The 16,977-nt window shown below is 37.3% G+C and carries 19 protein-coding genes and 1 riboswitch; of the genes, 4 read left to right on the top strand and 15 right to left on the bottom strand.

The window, feature by feature from the left end; genetic code table 11:
• Positions 1-168 precede the first annotated feature (168 nt).
• Positions 169-268: riboswitch (TPP riboswitch) on the bottom strand.
• A 25-nt stretch (positions 269-293) separates the two neighbouring features.
• From MRZ08_RS03855 to pepF, 14 genes are all read right to left on the bottom strand, one after another.
• Complete coding sequence (locus MRZ08_RS03855; RefSeq protein WP_297379412.1) at positions 294-485, bottom strand: hypothetical protein; 192 nt, start codon at positions 483-485, stop codon at positions 294-296.
• Position 486: 1 nt separating this feature from the next.
• The gene (sufU, locus tag MRZ08_RS03850; RefSeq protein WP_297379408.1) at positions 487-906 is read right to left on the bottom strand and encodes a Fe-S cluster assembly sulfur transfer protein SufU; all 420 of its coding nucleotides are present in this window, start codon (positions 904-906) and stop codon (positions 487-489) included.
• Complete coding sequence (locus MRZ08_RS03845; protein WP_297379406.1) at positions 906-2,129, bottom strand: cysteine desulfurase; 1,224 nt, start codon at positions 2,127-2,129, stop codon at positions 906-908. Before MRZ08_RS03845 ends, sufU begins: the two co-directional genes overlap by 1 nt.
• Positions 2,126-3,178 carry a SufD family Fe-S cluster assembly protein gene (locus tag MRZ08_RS03840; protein WP_297379404.1) on the bottom strand — a complete coding sequence of 351 codons (1,053 nt, stop codon included), beginning with the start codon at positions 3,176-3,178 and terminating at the stop codon, positions 2,126-2,128. Before MRZ08_RS03840 ends, MRZ08_RS03845 begins: the two co-directional genes overlap by 4 nt.
• Positions 3,178-4,590 (bottom strand): Fe-S cluster assembly protein SufB, encoded by a 1,413-nt coding sequence (gene sufB, locus MRZ08_RS03835; protein WP_297379402.1) that lies wholly within the window; start codon positions 4,588-4,590, stop codon positions 3,178-3,180. Before sufB ends, MRZ08_RS03840 begins: the two co-directional genes overlap by 1 nt.
• 1 nt (position 4,591) lies before the next feature.
• Complete coding sequence (gene sufC, locus MRZ08_RS03830; RefSeq protein WP_297379400.1) at positions 4,592-5,323, bottom strand: Fe-S cluster assembly ATPase SufC; 732 nt, start codon at positions 5,321-5,323, stop codon at positions 4,592-4,594.
• 316 nt (positions 5,324-5,639) lie between these two features.
• Positions 5,640-5,906 carry an HPr family phosphocarrier protein gene (locus tag MRZ08_RS03825; RefSeq protein WP_105301525.1) on the bottom strand — a complete coding sequence of 89 codons (267 nt, stop codon included), beginning with the start codon at positions 5,904-5,906 and terminating at the stop codon, positions 5,640-5,642.
• 191 nt (positions 5,907-6,097) lie between these two features.
• Entirely contained in the window at positions 6,098-7,120 is a 1,023-nt protein-coding gene (locus MRZ08_RS03820) for a sigma-70 family RNA polymerase sigma factor (protein ID WP_297379397.1), read from the bottom strand.
• 26 nt (positions 7,121-7,146) lie between these two features.
• The gene (locus MRZ08_RS03815; protein ID WP_297379395.1) at positions 7,147-7,677 is read right to left on the bottom strand and encodes an NYN domain-containing protein; all 531 of its coding nucleotides are present in this window, start codon (positions 7,675-7,677) and stop codon (positions 7,147-7,149) included.
• A complete protein-coding gene (gene rlmB, locus MRZ08_RS03810; RefSeq protein ID WP_297379393.1) occupies positions 7,664-8,368 on the bottom strand; it encodes a 23S rRNA (guanosine(2251)-2'-O)-methyltransferase RlmB in 705 nt (234 codons plus the stop codon). The genes MRZ08_RS03815 and rlmB overlap by 14 nt, the downstream gene beginning before the upstream one ends.
• Positions 8,368-9,786: a cysteine--tRNA ligase gene (gene cysS / locus MRZ08_RS03805; RefSeq protein WP_297379390.1), complete on the bottom strand. Its 1,419-nt coding sequence runs from the start codon at positions 9,784-9,786 to the stop codon at positions 8,368-8,370. The genes rlmB and cysS overlap by 1 nt, the downstream gene beginning before the upstream one ends.
• Positions 9,786-11,267, bottom strand: a complete 1,482-nt coding sequence (gene gltX, locus MRZ08_RS03800) for a glutamate--tRNA ligase (RefSeq protein WP_297379389.1) — start codon at positions 11,265-11,267, stop codon at positions 9,786-9,788. Before gltX ends, cysS begins: the two co-directional genes overlap by 1 nt.
• Before the next feature lie 349 nt (positions 11,268-11,616).
• Entirely contained in the window at positions 11,617-12,255 is a 639-nt protein-coding gene (locus MRZ08_RS03795; RefSeq protein ID WP_297379387.1) for a formate/nitrite transporter family protein, read from the bottom strand.
• Entirely contained in the window at positions 12,256-14,055 is a 1,800-nt protein-coding gene (gene pepF / locus MRZ08_RS03790) for an oligoendopeptidase F (RefSeq protein ID WP_297379385.1), read from the bottom strand.
• 112 nt (positions 14,056-14,167) lie between these two features.
• Here pepF and MRZ08_RS03785 point away from each other — a divergent pair, with 112 nt between their 5' ends.
• The 4 genes from MRZ08_RS03785 to MRZ08_RS03770 all read left to right on the top strand — a co-directional run bounded on the left by MRZ08_RS03785 (position 14,168) and on the right by MRZ08_RS03770 (position 16,812).
• Complete coding sequence (locus tag MRZ08_RS03785) at positions 14,168-15,400, top strand: aminopeptidase (RefSeq protein ID WP_297379383.1); 1,233 nt, start codon at positions 14,168-14,170, stop codon at positions 15,398-15,400.
• Between the two features lie 137 nt (positions 15,401-15,537).
• On the top strand, positions 15,538-15,978 hold the full coding sequence (locus MRZ08_RS03780; protein WP_297379382.1) for a LytTR family DNA-binding domain-containing protein: 441 nt from the start codon (positions 15,538-15,540) through the stop codon (positions 15,976-15,978).
• A 9-nt stretch (positions 15,979-15,987) separates the two neighbouring features.
• Positions 15,988-16,419: a DUF3021 family protein gene (locus tag MRZ08_RS03775; protein WP_297379380.1), complete on the top strand. Its 432-nt coding sequence runs from the start codon at positions 15,988-15,990 to the stop codon at positions 16,417-16,419.
• Between the two features lie 159 nt (positions 16,420-16,578).
• Entirely contained in the window at positions 16,579-16,812 is a 234-nt protein-coding gene (locus tag MRZ08_RS03770) for a hypothetical protein (protein ID WP_297379378.1), read from the top strand.
• A 20-nt stretch (positions 16,813-16,832) separates the two neighbouring features.
• Here the strand turns inward: MRZ08_RS03770 and MRZ08_RS03765 are convergent.
• On the bottom strand, positions 16,833-16,977 hold a 145-nt coding region (locus MRZ08_RS03765), incomplete at its 5' end, for a transposase (RefSeq protein WP_297379410.1).

The following is a 16,977-nucleotide window of genomic DNA, read 5'->3' as shown; positions in this document are numbered from 1 at the left end:
ACCCTTATTTCGACCGAACGGAGTGAGCGGAGAAATCTAATGAGATCTCTCCATGCGTTCGTTTCACTCTCTTAGTCGAGATAAGGGTAACTTAACGATAAAATAAATTTCGATTGAAGTTACTTTGTCTACGCTCTGAGACCCCTTCTAGGGGTCTTTAAACTTTTGCTTTATTATAATTAGCTTTCTTACGCAGGTTTTAACCTAACAAGTTTAAAGGGTTAATGGATAATTCCATCTCTCAGCTATTGCACCCCTAGCTACTTACATTATAAGATATTATTATTTATTTTTCAAATTTTTCTCTTATCCTTATACTTTTTATACTTAAGATAGGCATTCGCACTCATTAAAAGAGCTGCTATCAAAACTAGATAAAAGTAAGGTTTAGAATTAAGATATTGATAGATTGTTAGAACGTACAAGAGAATAGCTGATACTAGACTCGTTATAAATTCCATCAATTCAAAGTTTTTCAAATTCATCTTAGATAGTTTGGTCAAGTGTCTTCCATGATAGGAGGGCACACTTTACTCTTTGTGGCATATTTTGGATGTTCTTGAAGGCTACCGCATCTTCTAAGAGCTCTAGCTCTTCGTCCGTAACATCTTCTCTTTTGATCATTCTTATGTAGATATCAGCAAGCTTCTTAGCTTCTTCCTTAGTCTTTCCAACTATAATATCGCACATAACGCTAGTTGCAGCTTGGCTTATGGCACAGCCATCTCCTGTGAAGGCTGCATCTTTTATGATATCTCCATCCATCTTTAGTTGGAGGACGATTTCGTCCCCACAGGATGGATTGTGGCCTGGTTCTTTGATATCTGCATCTTCCAAGTCGTGTTTGTTAGCTTGATTTCTTGAATGATCTAGTATTATTTGACTATAAATTTCTTCCATATTCATTATAGGCCCATCACCTTTCTTACATTTTTTAATTCACGGGCAAAAATCTCTGCTTCTTCTTTGGTATTGTATATAGAAAATGATGCTCTGGCAGTTGCAGATATGCCCAAGTATCCGTGAAGGGGCATAGCACAATGGTGGCCGCTTCTTACAGCTATTCCCTTGCTATCAAGGATTGTAGCTATATCGTGTGGGTGGATGTCTGTAAAGGTAAATGATATTACAGATCCTGCCTTGCCATTTGTCGGATAGAAGATTTTGATATTTGGGATGTCCTTTATCAAATCATAGGCATAGGAAGTTAATTCATGCTCATAGGCAAATATCTCATCCATACCGATTTTTTCTACATACTCAATCGCAGCTTTTAGTCCAAGGACTCCTCCTACATTTGGAGTTCCAGCTTCAAATTTGATAGGTGGCTCTTGGAAAGTAGATTCTTGTTCATAGACATATTCTATCATATCTCCGCCGTAGTTGAAAGGCTCAAGCTTATCCAAAAGCTCGTATTTTCCATAAAGGACCCCGATTCCCATAGGAGAGAACATCTTGTGTCCTGAAAAGACTAAGAAATCACAATCTATATCTTTTACGTCTGTTTTTACGTGAGGGATAAGTTGGGCTCCGTCTACTATTGATATGGCACCAACTTCATGAGCCCATTTAGTAATAAGCTTTGAATCGATAAGCTCTCCTGTAACATTGCTTGCTCCAGTTACAGAAACTATCTTAGTCTTATCGTTGATTTTGCTTTTTAAATCATCATAATCTAGGCTGTAGTCATCATTTAAGTAGGCATAGACTAGCTTTGCCCCAGTCTTTTTTGTTACCATTTGCCATGGAACGAGATTTGCATGATGTTCTAGTATTGTAATTAGAATTTCGTCATCTTTTTTGAGATTGTTTAGCCCATAAGAATAGGCCAAGAGGTTTAAGGCCTCTGTGGTCGATCTTGTAAAGACAATCTCAGAAGATTTCCTAGCTCCTATAAAGTCTTTTACAACTTCCCTTGTTTCTTCGTAAGCTTCTGTCGCCTTCCAGCTTAGAAAGTGGGCTCCCCTGTGAGGGTTGGCGTTAGAATATCTGTAGTATTCGTCAACTGCATCAATCACATAGGCTGGCTTCTGACTTGTCGCTCCTGTATCTAAATAAATAACTTCCTTTCCCACCTTTTCGCTATCAAGGTAGGGAAAGTCAGCTCTAATTTTTTCTACATCAATCATAAATCGTATCCTAGGTTCATTTGATGAACTTTCGCTCTGATCTTATCTCTCAAAGCTTCATATTCGATATTATCAATAGCTGGAGCAAAGTTTGCTTCAAGCATCATAGCTTCGGCTTGTTTCTTACTAAAGCCACGGCTCATGATGTAAAATAGCATTTCCTTATTTAGTCTACCTACGCTTGCTGCGTGGTTTCCAGCAACTTCCCTTTCCTCGTTTAGGAGGATTGGGGCAGACTTGTTGATTACATCATCTGAAAGCATCATAGAATAGTCGCCGATCTTACCATCTGCCTTGTGGCAGCCTCTTCTTAGGTCAACTACTCCCTTGAAGTTCTTCTCAGCCCTGTCCTTTAGGGCACCGTTGAACATACATTCTGAATCAGTATCAGTTCCAAAGTGCTCGTTAGTAGCTAAAAGATCTAGGAAGTCATCTCCTTCTTTAAAGTATACTCCCTTTTGGATGACCTGAGCCCTATCTCCCTTAAGGATATTGTCGATATTTACAAGGCTCTTGCCAGCTCCAACTTCTATATAAGTGATATCCAATATAGCATCTTCTGCAAGGTAAGTTCCAATTGAGTTTAGGTTTGTAGCATCTTTTCCAAGATTTGTAACCACGACAATTTTGACATAGGAATTCTTATCAAGTTTCGCCCTAATTCTTGAGTTAAGGAAGATCTTCTCTGAACCATCATCGAAAATATTTATCAAAAATGATGATTTGCTAGCTTCACCCGCCTTGATGCCAATGTTTGACACTATAATATTTTCATCCTTATTTAGGTCAAATTCGATAAATTCTGTTTCTCTTTCTCCCTTAACATCGAAGTTATAGGCTTTGTTTCTAAAATCTTTATTTTCTTTTTCAATTTTTTCAGAAATGCCGACCTTGTGGCCTGCGAAGGCTTCTTCAACTTCACTTAATTCCGAAAAATCTTCTGCCTTTGAGATTTCTTCTATATTTTCTATATTGATTTTATCTTCTTTTAAATAATTTAGTCCGAGACTTGCCCAAGTTGGCATTCTCATTTCGTTAATTCTTGCCATCAGCCGTTTGCTCCTTCCAATTCCATATCGATAAGACGATTCATCTCGACAGCATATTCTAGTGGAAGCTCTCTAGAAATTGGTTCAGCAAAACCTCTTACAATCATTGATTTAGCTTCTTCTTCAGGAATTCCCCTGCTCATTAGATAAAAGATTTGTCCTTGATCGATTGATCCTATTTTGGCTTCGTGGCCGCAATCTACATCGTCATTTCTAATATCTAGTACAGGTATTGTATCTGATTGGGACTCTTCTGAAATCATTAGGTTCTCGCAGTCTACTGTTGATCTGGAACCAGCTGAGTTCTTCTTCATTTGAACGAGAGACCTTGTCATGCTCTTACCAGAACCTGCTGTGATTGATTTTGTAAGGGCTGTTGAATAAGTGTTTGGAGCAAGGTGAATCATAGAGCAACCATTGTCGATATATTGGCCGTTAGATGCAAAAGTGATTCCTGTATATTCTGCACTAGCTCCTTCTCCTGCAAGAACGCTTGTTGGATAAAGCATAGACACCTTAGATCCGAAAGAACCTGATACCCAAATTACCTTGCCGCCTTCTTGGACGATGGCTCTTTTGGTATTTAGGTTGTACATATTCCTTGACCAGTTTTCTATGGTTGAAAATCTAACTTCGGCGTTTTTTCCGACAAAGATTTCTACAGAACCTGCGTGAAGGTTAACTACATTGTATCTTGGAGCAGAACAGCCCTCGATAAAGTGAACCTTGGCATTATCTTCTGCTATGATCATTGTATGCTCGAATTGGCCTGCTCCAGGAGCGTTTAGCCTGTAGTAGGATTGGAGAGGAATATCTACCTCAACTCCTTCTGGAACATAGATTAGTGAACCTCCACTCCATACAGCTCCGTGAAGGGCTGCGTATTTGTGTAGAGTTGGAGGAATGGCCTTTTGGAAGTAGGCCTTTACTATATCCTCATGTTCCCTAAGGGCTGATGAGAAGTCCGTAAAGATTACCCCTTGATCAGATAGGTGCTTTTGGATTGAGTGATATACTTCCTCACTGTCGTATTGGGCACCTACACCTGCAAGAGACTCTTGCTCAGCTTGAGGGATTCCGAGTCTATCAAAGGTATCTCTAATCTCTTCTGGAAGGGCTTCCCAGTTAGATTTCTTATCAGATTTTGGCTTAACATAAGTTGTGATATCATCCATGTTTAGCTCAGAAAGGTCTGGTCCCCAAGAAGGGTTGTCAATTTTTTCGAAAAGAGCAAGAGATTTTAGTCTCCTCCTTCTCATCCAGTCTGGTTCGTTTTTCTTCTTAGAAATCTCATTTACTATATCAGCATTAAGACCCTTTTCGGTTATATCTGCATATTCAAATTCATTAAAGAAGTCGTAATATCCTCGATCGAGCTCCTTTAATTGATCTTCAATATTAATTTCTTTCATCTTACACCCACTCGTATCCTTCTTTTTCAATCTTATCCATTAGGCTATCGTCGCCTGTCTCTTGGATCTTGCCGTCTTTTAGGATGTGTACATAGTCAGCCTTGATATTTGAAAGTAACTCTCTGTGGTGAGTTATGATAACTACTGCATTATCCTCGCTTAAGAAGTCCTTGATTCCTTCGCTTACAATTCTTACGGCATCCACGTCAAGACCTGAGTCTGTCTCATCTAGGAGGGCAAGCTTTGGATTAAGCATCTTCATTTGAAGAATCTCTGATTTTTTTCTTTCACCACCAGAAAATCCTACGTTTACATATCTTGTAGCATAATCATCAGAAAGCTTTAGATCTTTCATCTCTTTTGATAATTCCTTGTTAAAGGCAAGAATTGAAGGCTTCTTTCCTTCTCTTTGCTCTTTGGAAATTCTTAAAAAGTCATTAAGCTTAACTCCAGGAATCTCGTCTGGATGTTGGAAGCTCATGAAAATCCCGCGTCTAGCTCTCTTATCTACAGATTCTTCTGTGATATCTTCTCCCTCAAAGAAAATCTTTCCATCTGTAACTTCATAGACAGGGTTGGCCATAATTGTATTCATTAGGGTTGACTTACCGGAACCATTTGATCCCATTACAACGTGAACTTCGCCCTTATTTATCTCTAAATCTATACCATCTAAAATCTTCTTATCTCCAACTGATACGTGAAGATCTTCTATCTTTAATAAATTAGTCATCTGCACCTCTTTTTATTTTTCAAAAATCTATTTAAAGTATACTCTTTTACTAGGGATTATCAAATTATCCCTTTAATCAATTTACCCTAAAGAAAGGTAAAAATAAACATCTTGTAAGAATCTTTGTAGGCTTAGATAAATTTTCTAATTCCATCAAGTCAAATATCCTTGTTAAAGATAAATTTAAGAAAAATAGGCTCTTACAGGCCTAGTCAATAATTCAATTATCTTTAGAAAAAAAGAATCAGCTAGTAGAGCTAAATTTAAGCACAAAAAAACGAGCTAAACTAATAGTTCGTTTTGTGTAAAAATATTATTAATAATCTGCAAGCTTATTCTCAACTAAGTCAATGAGTGCACTTACAGCTTCATTTTCTGATTCACCGTCTGCTCTAATAATTATCTCATCGCCTTTAGAAGCACTCATGCTAAGAACTGACATGATAGATTTTGCATTATAACTTCTACCAGCTTTCTCTACTGTGATGTCACATGGGAACTTAACGGCTTGTCTGATAAAAATAGATGCTGGTCTAGCATGTAAACCTATTTCATTAGAAAGTGTTACTTTTTGTTCGTACATAGGTACCTCCTTTTCTTTAATAATCTACTTATATGTTACTAGATAATCATTAAAAATGCAAACGTTTTTTATGCATTAAGCTAAATCGTCTAGATTTAAACGAAAAGTAGGAATATTATACATTATTATTAAAAACTATCGAATTGGTTAAGTTTAAGAAGGAGTGGCCGACATCTGGCTCAGCCACTATTTTATTCTTCTCTTTCAGAAAATTCTTTTAGTTTGCCCAAGGCTTGATTTTCAATCTGTCTAATTCTCTCTCTGGATAAGTCGTAAATCTTCCCAATTTCTTCGAGTGTCTTAGGTTTTTCGTTATCTAGACCATATCTAAAGATTATGATTTGCTTTTCCCTATCTGTTAGTTGGTCTAGGGCCTTAAGGAGGAAGTTTTCCATGTCTTTTTCTAGTATTAGCATATCGACTGGAGTTGACTCATCTCCTACCATATCCATAAGCTCATCACCTGTCGAATCCTCACTGTCCAGGTTGATGTTAAGGGATGTGGAGTTTACTTGGTTTCTGTTGATTAGGAAAAGATCGTCTGCTTGTTTCTTATCGATTCCTTCCTTTTCCAAAATCCTATAAAGTTCCTCATCACTTGCTTCTGGATTTGCCTTAAGAATTTGCTTAAGCTTATTAAGTTTTAGATATTTACCCGCAGGTATTCTTATGGTGTGACCTTCCTTGTTGATGGCCTTTCTTATGGCCTTATCGATCCACTTATAGGCATAAGTTGTAAACTTATAGCCTAGGGATAGGTCGAACTTTTCTGCCGCACGAATCATACCAAGCATACCTGATTGGACTAGGTCCTCTAGGTCTAGGTCATTTCCGTGAGACCTAAAGAAATATGAGGCCCTACTTCTAACAAGTCCTTGGTTTTTTTCTACAAGGGCTGCTAGGGCATTCTGATTTCCTATTTGGAATTGTTCCACTATTTGCTCATTTGTAAGATCAGATAGCTCTATCATATCACGGCGGCTTATAGGCATGATTGAAGTTTTTGATATATTTTTACTTCTTTCTTCGAAGTCATCGTCTTCGTCTTCGTCATCATCCACTTCGTCTGATATAATATCTATTATCTCATCTTTTTCTTCTTCTGTTAAACCTTCAAGAATTGAGATAATCTCCTCTTCGGTCAAGTCCTCTGAGTTGAGATACTCTTTTAATTTCTCTAGGGTTTTTTTGTCTTTTAAATTTATTTTATCCATTTTATCACCCATTTGAATTTATTTACCTAACTTTTATTTTCCAAATCTTCCTTAATTTTATCAATCACATCAGAAAGTTTATCTGATATAGGGAAAGTTTTGAAGTTTTGGTTGAAGTCTTCTTTCCTTTTTCTTTTGATCTGCCCTCTCATAGTATCTAGGTCTTGTCTTAATTCAAGGGCCGTAACCCTGCTTGCTCCCTTGCTTGTCACCTGAGTTTGGATAGCGCCATCGTCAGTTACTACCTTGATATTGTGATGCCTATTAGCCTTTGCGAGCTCTCTTTCTATGTAGGTGTCAGCAGTCTGAAACCTTTTAGTAAATACAATCTTCATCCCATATTTTTCTACGATAGTTTCTTTTACCCTATCGAGATTGTAGGCATCAAAGACTATTACAAGTTCTTCTCCCGATAGGGACTTATATTCTGCCATCTCTTCTATGAGTTTATCCCTTGCATCCGCCAGGTCAATCCTACTGATTTCTTTAAGTTCACCCCATTTGTTTATGACATTGTAGCCATCGATAAAGGTGATGTTTCTCTTAATTAAAGCCATTTTGTCTTAATAGCTCATACATAGAAATCGCCGCCGCTACAGAGGCATTTAAGCTATTAACTCTCCCAAGCATTGGTATATTTATAAGCATATCACAATTCTCCCTCACAAGTCTAGAGATTCCTTCGCCTTCGTTGCCTACAACGAGAGCCACCTTACCTCTTAGGTCTGCATGACTTATATCAGAGTGAGCTTCTCCAGCAAGGCCATAGATCCAAAAACCCTGACCCTTAAGGTCCTTTATAGTCCTTGTTAGATTAGTCACCCTTACTACCTTGATGTTATTAATAGCTCCGGCACTAGTCTTATACACTGTTGAGGTTACAGAAGCAGATCTTCTTTCTGGAATTATAACTGCGTCAAAGCCAAAGCTTTCTGCACTCCTAATGATTGCGCCCAGGTTGTGAGGGTCTTCGATTTTATCTAAGATTACAAGCCTTGAAGAATCCGATAAGTCTTCTAGGCTAGCATACTTAAAAGATTCGACCTCAAGCATAACACCTTGGTGGTTCATATCTATCTTATCAAAAAATCTCTTATCTACAAAGGATATTTCTATATTTTTTTGATTAAGCTTATCAATAATCTTATCAACGAGCCTTGAATTTTGCTTTAAGATATAGGCCTTGTAGACTTTGATGTCGGTATCTAGGGTGTCTAGGACTGGCTTTCTTCCGTATATCTTATCCATCAGCTAATCTCCCACTTGACACCTTCTCTGGTATCCTTGATTGTAATTCCCATAGCAGAAAGCTCATCTCTTATGGCATCTGCTGTAGCAAAGTCCTTGGCCTTTTTGGCTTCAGTTCTTTTTGCTATTAGCTCTTCGATTTTTCCTACGTCTACATCCGCTTCCTTCTTCTTAGCAAGAAGGCCCAAGCTATCGAAAAGTTCCTTGTAAAGCTTATAAGTTTTATCTACAAGATCCTTACTTGATGATGAATCTAGTTTTGTATTTACAAATTTTGTTATGTCAAATAAAACCGTGATAGCATCTGCTGTGTTTAAGTCATCATCCATCACTTCGATAAACTTATCCTTAAAGGCCTTAAGATCATTTTCTAGCTTCTTCTCTTCTTCTGATAGTGCCTTTCCTTCAGCCTTATCTAACAGTTCTTCTAGCCTAAAGTAAGCATTGGTTAGTCTTTGAAGGGAGGCTTTAGCCTGCTCTATTATTTCTCTTGTGAAGTTGATTGGTTGCCTATAATTTGTTGTAAGTAACCAAAATCTAATAATGGATAGGTCATATTCCTTCTTGATATCATGAAGGGTAAAGAAGTTTCCCAAAGACTTGCTCATCTTTGTTCCGTCTACTTGGATCATTCCATTGTGCATCCAGTAATTGGCAAAAGTCTTTTCATTAAGGCCTTCTGATTGGGCAATTTCGTTTTCGTGATGAGGAAACTCCAAGTCTTCTCCGCCAGCGTGGATATCTATAGTCTCTCCTAAGATTTTCTTACTCATGGTAGAGCATTCTATATGCCAGCCAGGTCTTCCCTCTCCCCATGGAGACTTCCAGCTTATTTCGCCTTCCTTTTTGGTCTTCTTCCACAAGGCAAAGTCTACTGGAGATTTTTTCTTTGATCCATCAGCAGTATCTAGTCTATTACTTGCTCCGTGGATTAGATCTTCTATGTTTTTACCTGAAAGCTTACCATAATCGTCTGCCTTTGATACGTCGAAGTAGACATCTCCTTCTGATTCGTAGGCCATACCCTTATCGATTAGGCCTTTGACGAAGGCTATGATATCATCCATAACCTCGGTTGCCCTAGGGTGGATGGTATCTTCTTCATCTATATTTAAGTCGTTGGCATCTTCCATATAGGCAGCTATATATTTGTCTGTAACTTCCTTGGTAGTGATTCCTTCGGCGATAGATTTGTTGATTATCTTATCGTCTACATCTGTGAAGTTTACCACATATTTTACATCGTAGCCCTTAAACTGCATATAGCGTCTGAAGGTATCAAATACAACTAATGGCCTAGCATTTCCAATGTGCATATAATCATAAACAGTTGGCCCACAGACATACATCCTTATTTTGTTTTCTTCTATCGGGATAAATTCTTCTTTTTGTCTTGTAAGCGTGTTATGAATTTTCATTAAAAGTTTTCCTTTACGTAATTTAATCTTTCTTTGATTTTTTCCTTGCCCATGATTACGAAGGCGTTAGAAAGTTCTGGTCCGTGAACTGATCCTGTTATGGCAGCCCTTACTGGGAACCATAGGTTCTTGCCCTTTATTCCTGTTTCTTTTTGGATTTTCTTCATTATAGTTGAAGCGAATTCTTCGTCGATTTCATCAATTTCTTCAAGGTGATTTAGGAAGGAGTCGATTAGTTTTTTGGCATCATCTGTCTTAATTGCCTCAACCGCTTCCTCATCCCAAGTCATGTCCTTATCAGCTAGGAAATAGTTCTTTGATAGTTCTGGTGCATCTGAGAACTTATCAATTGCTGATTGCCAGGTCGCTGCTAAGAGTTTCAACTTATCTTCTGGGTAAGATTCATCTATTAGGCCCGATTTTAGCATATATGGTTTGATTTTTTCTGTAAGCTCATCTACTGAAAGGTCTCTTACATAGTGACCGTTAACCCAGTCGAGTTTTCTCTTATCAAAAACTGCTCCGGTCTTGTTTACTCTATCAAAGTCGAATTGTTCAGCTAGTTGTTTCATAGTAAATATTTCTTCTTCGCTATCTGGTGACCAGCCGAGTAGGGCTAAGAAGTTGATAAGTCCTTCTGGCATGTAGCCTTCTTCGATGAAATCTTCTACCATACCGTCTCCGTTTCTCTTTGAATATTTCTTGTGGTCCTTGTTAAGAACGGTTGGTAGGTGGATATATTCTGGTGCCTTCCAGCCAAAGGCTTCATAGAGGTAAACGTGTTTTGGAGTTGAAGAAACCCACTCATCTCCACGAACTACGTGGGTGATTCCCATCAAGTGATCATCTACTACTACTGCAAAGTGATAGGTTGGGAAACCATCTCTTTTGATAAGGACTTGGTCATCTTGATCGTCTGTATTGAAGGTGATCTTTCCCTTTATCTTATCGTTAAAAGTAATGTCACGGTTTACTGGAAGTTTTAGTCTAACTGTGTGTGGCTCGCCTGCTGCAACTCTTTTTTTAGCTTCTTCTAGAGGGATTGACCTGCAAAGTCCGTCATATTTTGGTGTAAGTCCGTCAGCTCTTTGTTGGTCACGTACCTTATCGATTCTTTCTTGTGAGCAGAAGCAATAATAAGCCTTGCCTTCTTCTATGAGTTGGTCGATATATTTGTCATAAATTCCTTCTTCAACTCTTTCAGATTGGATGTATGGACCGCAGTCTCCCTTTTGGGTAACTTTACCATTTTCATCTAGCATTACTCCCTCGTCGATTTCAATGCCAGACCATTTAAGAGCCTTTAGTAAATTTTCCAAGGCCCCTTCTACAAATCTAGTCCTGTCTGTATCTTCAATTCTTAAAAGCATATCTCCACCAGTATGTCTTGCGTATAGGTAGTTGAACAAAGCAGTTCTAAGACCTCCTATATGCAAATATCCTGTTGGTGATGGTGCAAATCTTACACGTACGTTTTCCATTTAATTCTCCTTCATTTTAATTAATTACAAAATATATATTCTTTTACTATTATATAATAAATCTTGAAAATTTTTAAGTAAAAAATAATAAAATAGATAAGGAGGGCTGTTGCAGAATGAATAAATCGTACCATTATCGTTAGAAGAACCTCCACGGAAATTTTGCCTCCATCAGCCGGCAGGCACCACTGAAAATTTCCTTAGAGAACCTTCTAACGATGGTACGATGATTATTCATAGTTTTGCAACAGCCCCGAACTAATATATTTTATTATATCAAGATATACTATATAAAGCAAGAATGTCAAGCAAAATCACTTGATTTTTCCAAAATTTTCCTAGCTTAAAATCATCCCTTGAGTTGAAATTTATCATCGTAGAAAAGAGCCACCGTAGGTATTATTAATCCTCCAACAATATTTCCCAAAAGTACAACTATAAATACACTTATGACTCTAGGATTTATCTTTCCTACTAGGAAAAAGTAAAAACTATCTGCTATTGAATGTTCAAATCCTGATAGAACAAAAGTCATAATAGATATAAATATGGCTAGATACTTTCCTACTTGGTAGGAATTGTACTTAAATTGATGGGTAGCGTTTGTGACAAACATATTACAAAAAATCGCTAGGATAAATAAGCTTAATAAGTTATCCGATGTTTTTATAGCTGTCGATTTTTCTGCAAGATGGATTAGATTCTCTCCATATCTCGTTAGGCTAATCATTTTGGCTACTGTGAAGGTCCCCAAGAGATTTCCTAAAAGCACTTTTGCGAGCTTAAATCTATAGGGTCTTCTTTCCTTATAAAAGTAATATCCTACCATGCCAGTAAAGAGATAATACTCAAGACTTAAGATAATAAAAAGAGCTCCAGCAAAGAGGAAGGAGCCTAAGGCCTTTGAAGGAACACTAAGTTTTACTACTGCCCCAAGGCCTACTATGACTCCTGCCATTACTCCATAAACGAAATCTTTATATTTCATCTATTTATACATATCTAGCTTTGTCAAAAGCTCGTCGATTTGATCGATTATCGAACCTATAAATTCTATAGCTTCTTCAAGAGGCCTTGTAGTAGTCATATCTACTCCAGCTTCCTTGGCAAGGTCGATTGGTCCTTTTGATCCACCCATCTTTAAGACTTCTATCCATCTTTTCCTATCTTCGTCTGTACCATTTACAATCTTATCTGAAATTATTGTTCCTATAGTAAGACCTGCTGAGTAGGTGTAAGGGTAGAGTCCCATATAATAGTGAGGTTGCCTCATCCAAGTTAGCTCACTTCCCTCGTCAAGTTTCACAGAATCTCCCCAGAATTTCTCTAGATTTTCCTTAAAGATCCTATTAAAGTCAGAAGATGAAAGGCTCTCTCCTTTTTCTACTGCACGATAGACATCTCTTTGAAAGCTTGCTTCAAGGAAGTGGGTTACGAAGTTGTGATAATAAGTCTTTCCAAGCATTGTAGAAAGCACCCATAACTTCTCCCTATCATCTTTTGCCTTGTTTAAGAGATATCTTTCCATAGTTATCTCGTTGGCTGTCGATGGGGACTCTACAAAATACATGCTCATACCTGAAAGAAGAGCTTCTTGATTATCATTTGAGTAAATACCTTGGCAAGCATGGCCTAACTCGTGGGCTAGGGTCATAACTTGGCTCATAGAATTGTTGTAAGTTGTCATTATAAATGGATGAGACTTGTAAGGACTTGCACAGAAGGCTCCTGTTCTCTTGCCTGTGTTTTGGGCGTAGTCAATCCATCTATCGGAAAAGGCCTTATCAAGATATGATACATATTCCTCTCCTAGGGGAGAAAGTCCATCTAGGATGTATTCACGGGCCTTATCTATATCAACTTCAAGCTCATATTCTGGGTCTATCGCAAGCTTTAAGTCTGCGTAGGTCATCTCATCTAGGCCGTAGTGTTTCTTGATGATTTCTGCGTACTTTCTCATGTGTGGAGCAAGTTTTTCCATAATTGTGTCCAGTTGGTTTTCATAAATATCGAAATCAACGTCTTGACGAGCCAAGAGATAATGGAAAACTGATTCGTAACCACGAATATCAGCTAGCCTCTTCTCATTTGTCACTTGAGTATTGTAGACTGAGGCATCTGCGTTTTCATATTTTCTTAAAACATCATGATATCTCTTGAAGGCTTCACGTCTTAGGTCAGTCCTTGGGTCAGTTTCTAAAAATTCCTCGAAGGTATTGTGGTTAAGGATGATCTCTTCTCCTTCATACTCGAAGTTTTCAAAGTCCATATCCCCATAACGCATATCGTTGTAGTTAGTATATGGAGCATCGAAAGTAGGCTCGAGGCTTGCAAGGACTGCTTCTGTCTCATCTGATAACATGTGGGCTTGTTTATCTTCTATTCTTTCTATAAAGTAGGCAAAATCCTTATTCTTTTCGATAACTTCCCCTAGGATTTTCTTATCAAGCCTAGAAAGAGCTGGCTCGTAGAAAGATAGGTCAGAAAATACCTTAGAAAGCTCATTGCCAAGTCTTGCATATCTTTTGGCCATATGATCATCTGTAGTATCAACTTCCATAGAAATTCCCGCAAAGGTTCCTAACTTATCTACTATAGCTATGATTTCTGAATACTCCCTCAAGGACTTTGATACTTCTTCTACTGTTTCTATATTCTTAAATTCCTTAGAAAATTCTCCTGCCTTAGCCTTTAGCTTTTCTATTTCTTCATAGAAAGCATCATCGTCAGCATACATATCCTCGATCTTCCAAGTTTCTTTTACATCAACTTCACTTCTTTTTTTCATCTATATCTCCTTTTTACTTCATTATCATTATTCTACCCAAAATGATAGTATCTATCATCTACGATATTATTTAATTACAATAGAAGTATAATAGGAGAAAAAAGGAGGAGCAATGAATAAAAGAATAGAAAACTTCGCAAAGCTCGCCGTTGAATTCGGCGTAAATGTCAAAGAAGGAGAAGATGTCCTAATCACATCTCCTGTCGAAAGCCCTGAACTTTGTAGACTTATTGCAAAGGCTGCCTATGAAAAGGGAGCAAGAAATGTAGCAATCGACTGGAAAGATGACACAATTACAAGACTTACTTACGAATACCAAGACCAGGAGACCCTAAACGAAGTTCCTGACTGGAAAATAGAAAAGCTAGAATATCAAATAGCTCAAAAGAAGTCAAACAGGATTTCAATCTACGCAGAAGACCCTGACCTACTAAAGGGACTTGATAGCGAGAAAATCTCTGAAGCTATTAGGGAAAACAGCAAGAAGACCAAGGAATATGTCAAATACACCATGAACGATATCCTATCCTGGCTGGTAATCTCTGTCCCAACCAAAAAATGGGCCAAGAAAGTCTTCCCAGACTTATCTGAGGAAAAAGCCTACGACAAATTATGGGAGACAATCCTTGATGTATCAAGAGTATCCGAGTCCTGGGATGAGACAAAGTCTAACTGGACAAATCACATCAACACCCTAGATGAGAAGGCCAAATTCCTAAACGACCATCAATTTGACAAGGTCCACTACAAATCAAGTAATGGAACAGATCTTTGGGTAAAACTTCCTAAAAATCATATCTGGATGTCCGCAGGATCAACAAATGAGAAAAACGACAGATTTATCCCAAATATGCCAACAGAAGAAGTCTTTACCTCACCTCAATACGATGGAGTAGATGGTAAACTTGTAGCTAGCAAGCCTCTAGTCTATAACGGAGTTGTAATTAATGATTTCGAGTTTGAATTTAAAGATGGAAAGGTAGTATCTTTTTCTGCCAAAGAAGGAGAAGACACCCTAAGAAAGATGTTAGATAGCGATGAAGGAAGCAAGTACCTAGGAGAAATCGCCCTAGTCCCTTACGATTCCCCAATATCAAATTCCAACATCCTCTTCTACAACACCCTCTTTGACGAAAACGCCTCCTGCCACTTCGCCCTAGGTAAGGCCTACCCAACAACCGTCGAAGGAGGAAGCGAGCTAGATGATAATAAGGTTAAAGAAATCGGCCTAAACGATTCCCTTATCCACGAAGACTTTATGGTAGGAACAGACGATTTGGAAATTATGGGCTACAAGGACGAAAAAGAATTTAAAATATTTGAAAATGGCAACTGGGCCTTTTAAGAAAAAAATATAAGCACTAATCTACCTGTCGATAATATCGGCAGGTTTTTTACCGCTTATCATAGAAACCCTCCCTTTTATCAGAAAACAAGTGAATACTTAAAGCAGATAATCTATAATAGTCTTAGGAGGTAGTTATGAAGGTTGAAATAATCATAGATGAATCGATAGAAGAAACTGAAGTCAAGATTTATGCCAATGAGTATTCTAAAGAAGTCGAAAATATAAGAGATGTCCTAACCGAAAAATTGGTCGATAAGATAGTAGCCTTTAAGTGTAGGGAAGTTTTCATCCTATCCTTTGATGAGATAATAAGAATATATGCCCAGGATAAAAACGTATATATTAAAACGAAAGATAGTACATATACTACAAGGCTTACTATCTATGAATTTGAATCGAGGACTGATAGAAGAAATTTTATCAGAATCTCAAGATCTGAAATCGTAAACCTCGACTATGTAAAAAGACTTGACCTCTCTTTCACAGGGACAATTGCAGTTGAACTTGCTAATGGTGATGTCAGCTATGTTTCTAGGAGAAAACTTAAAGAATTTAAGAAGGCCTTGGGCCTTTAGGGGGAGAATATGAAAAATATTAAAAATTTACTAATACAGTTTCTAGTAGGCGTTGGAATCGGAGGAATAATAGAAGCAATAGCATCCCTATATCTAGGAAGCAATTTTGTAGGATATCCTGAATTTTTAGCTAGAGTAAATCCAGGTACGGGAAGAATAATCCAAGTTTTAATCTATGGCGGATTTGGCCTAATCCCAGAACTTAGTTCAATCATCTTAAAGTTAAGAGAAGAATATAGCGGAAGAAAACAAATAGTTCACTTCTTAATCCTAATTTCATATTTTATATTTGCAGGAATCTATTTAAGATGGTTTGAAGCATCCAAAATACTTATATATCCAATAGGCGTTTTTATAATAATCTATATAATAATAGGGATAATTTACTACTTCCATGACAAAAAAACTATTGATGCGGTAAATAAGAAACTATCCAAATAAAGACTAGCTCGGGCAACCGAGCTTGTATTAAACTCAGAATGAAGTATCTTAGCCTTGATTAAGCTTACGAAAAATAATAAGCTCCTTAAATAGATAAAGTTTACAATTTATACCGAATAATGTAAATTAGAGTTTTACAGAAAAAGGAAGGATACTCATATGAAAAATAAGAAATTGAAAATCTTGACAGTTATAATCCTGGGATTTTTAGCTGTATTTTCCATATTCCATATAAATTCACAGAGAAAAAACTCCTATAAGACACAAAGAATATACAAATCCCAGAGGGCCTTTGGTGATGATTATTTTGATATCTATGAAATTATAATTGATGACAAGAATATAATTAAAGGAAAAATCATAGATGATAGTCAAGTCCATAATATTGTGTAATTAAACTAGTACAATATTTACTATTTCATTCTAATATATATTTTAGAAGATGTTATCCAATCCTCATTGATATCAATGAGGATTGCGCCTATCAATCTCATGGCTGAATCTCCATTGGGAAATATTCTGATTATTTTTTCACGCCTTCTAACTTCTTCATTTAGC

Origin of the sequence: Anaerococcus sp. (assembly GCF_022770135.1) — a bacterium.
Taxonomy (GTDB): Bacteria; Bacillota; Clostridia; order Tissierellales; family Peptoniphilaceae; genus Anaerococcus.
The sequence above is the reverse complement of the archived record's forward strand: the minus strand, read 5'-3'. Positions and strand labels throughout refer to the sequence as shown.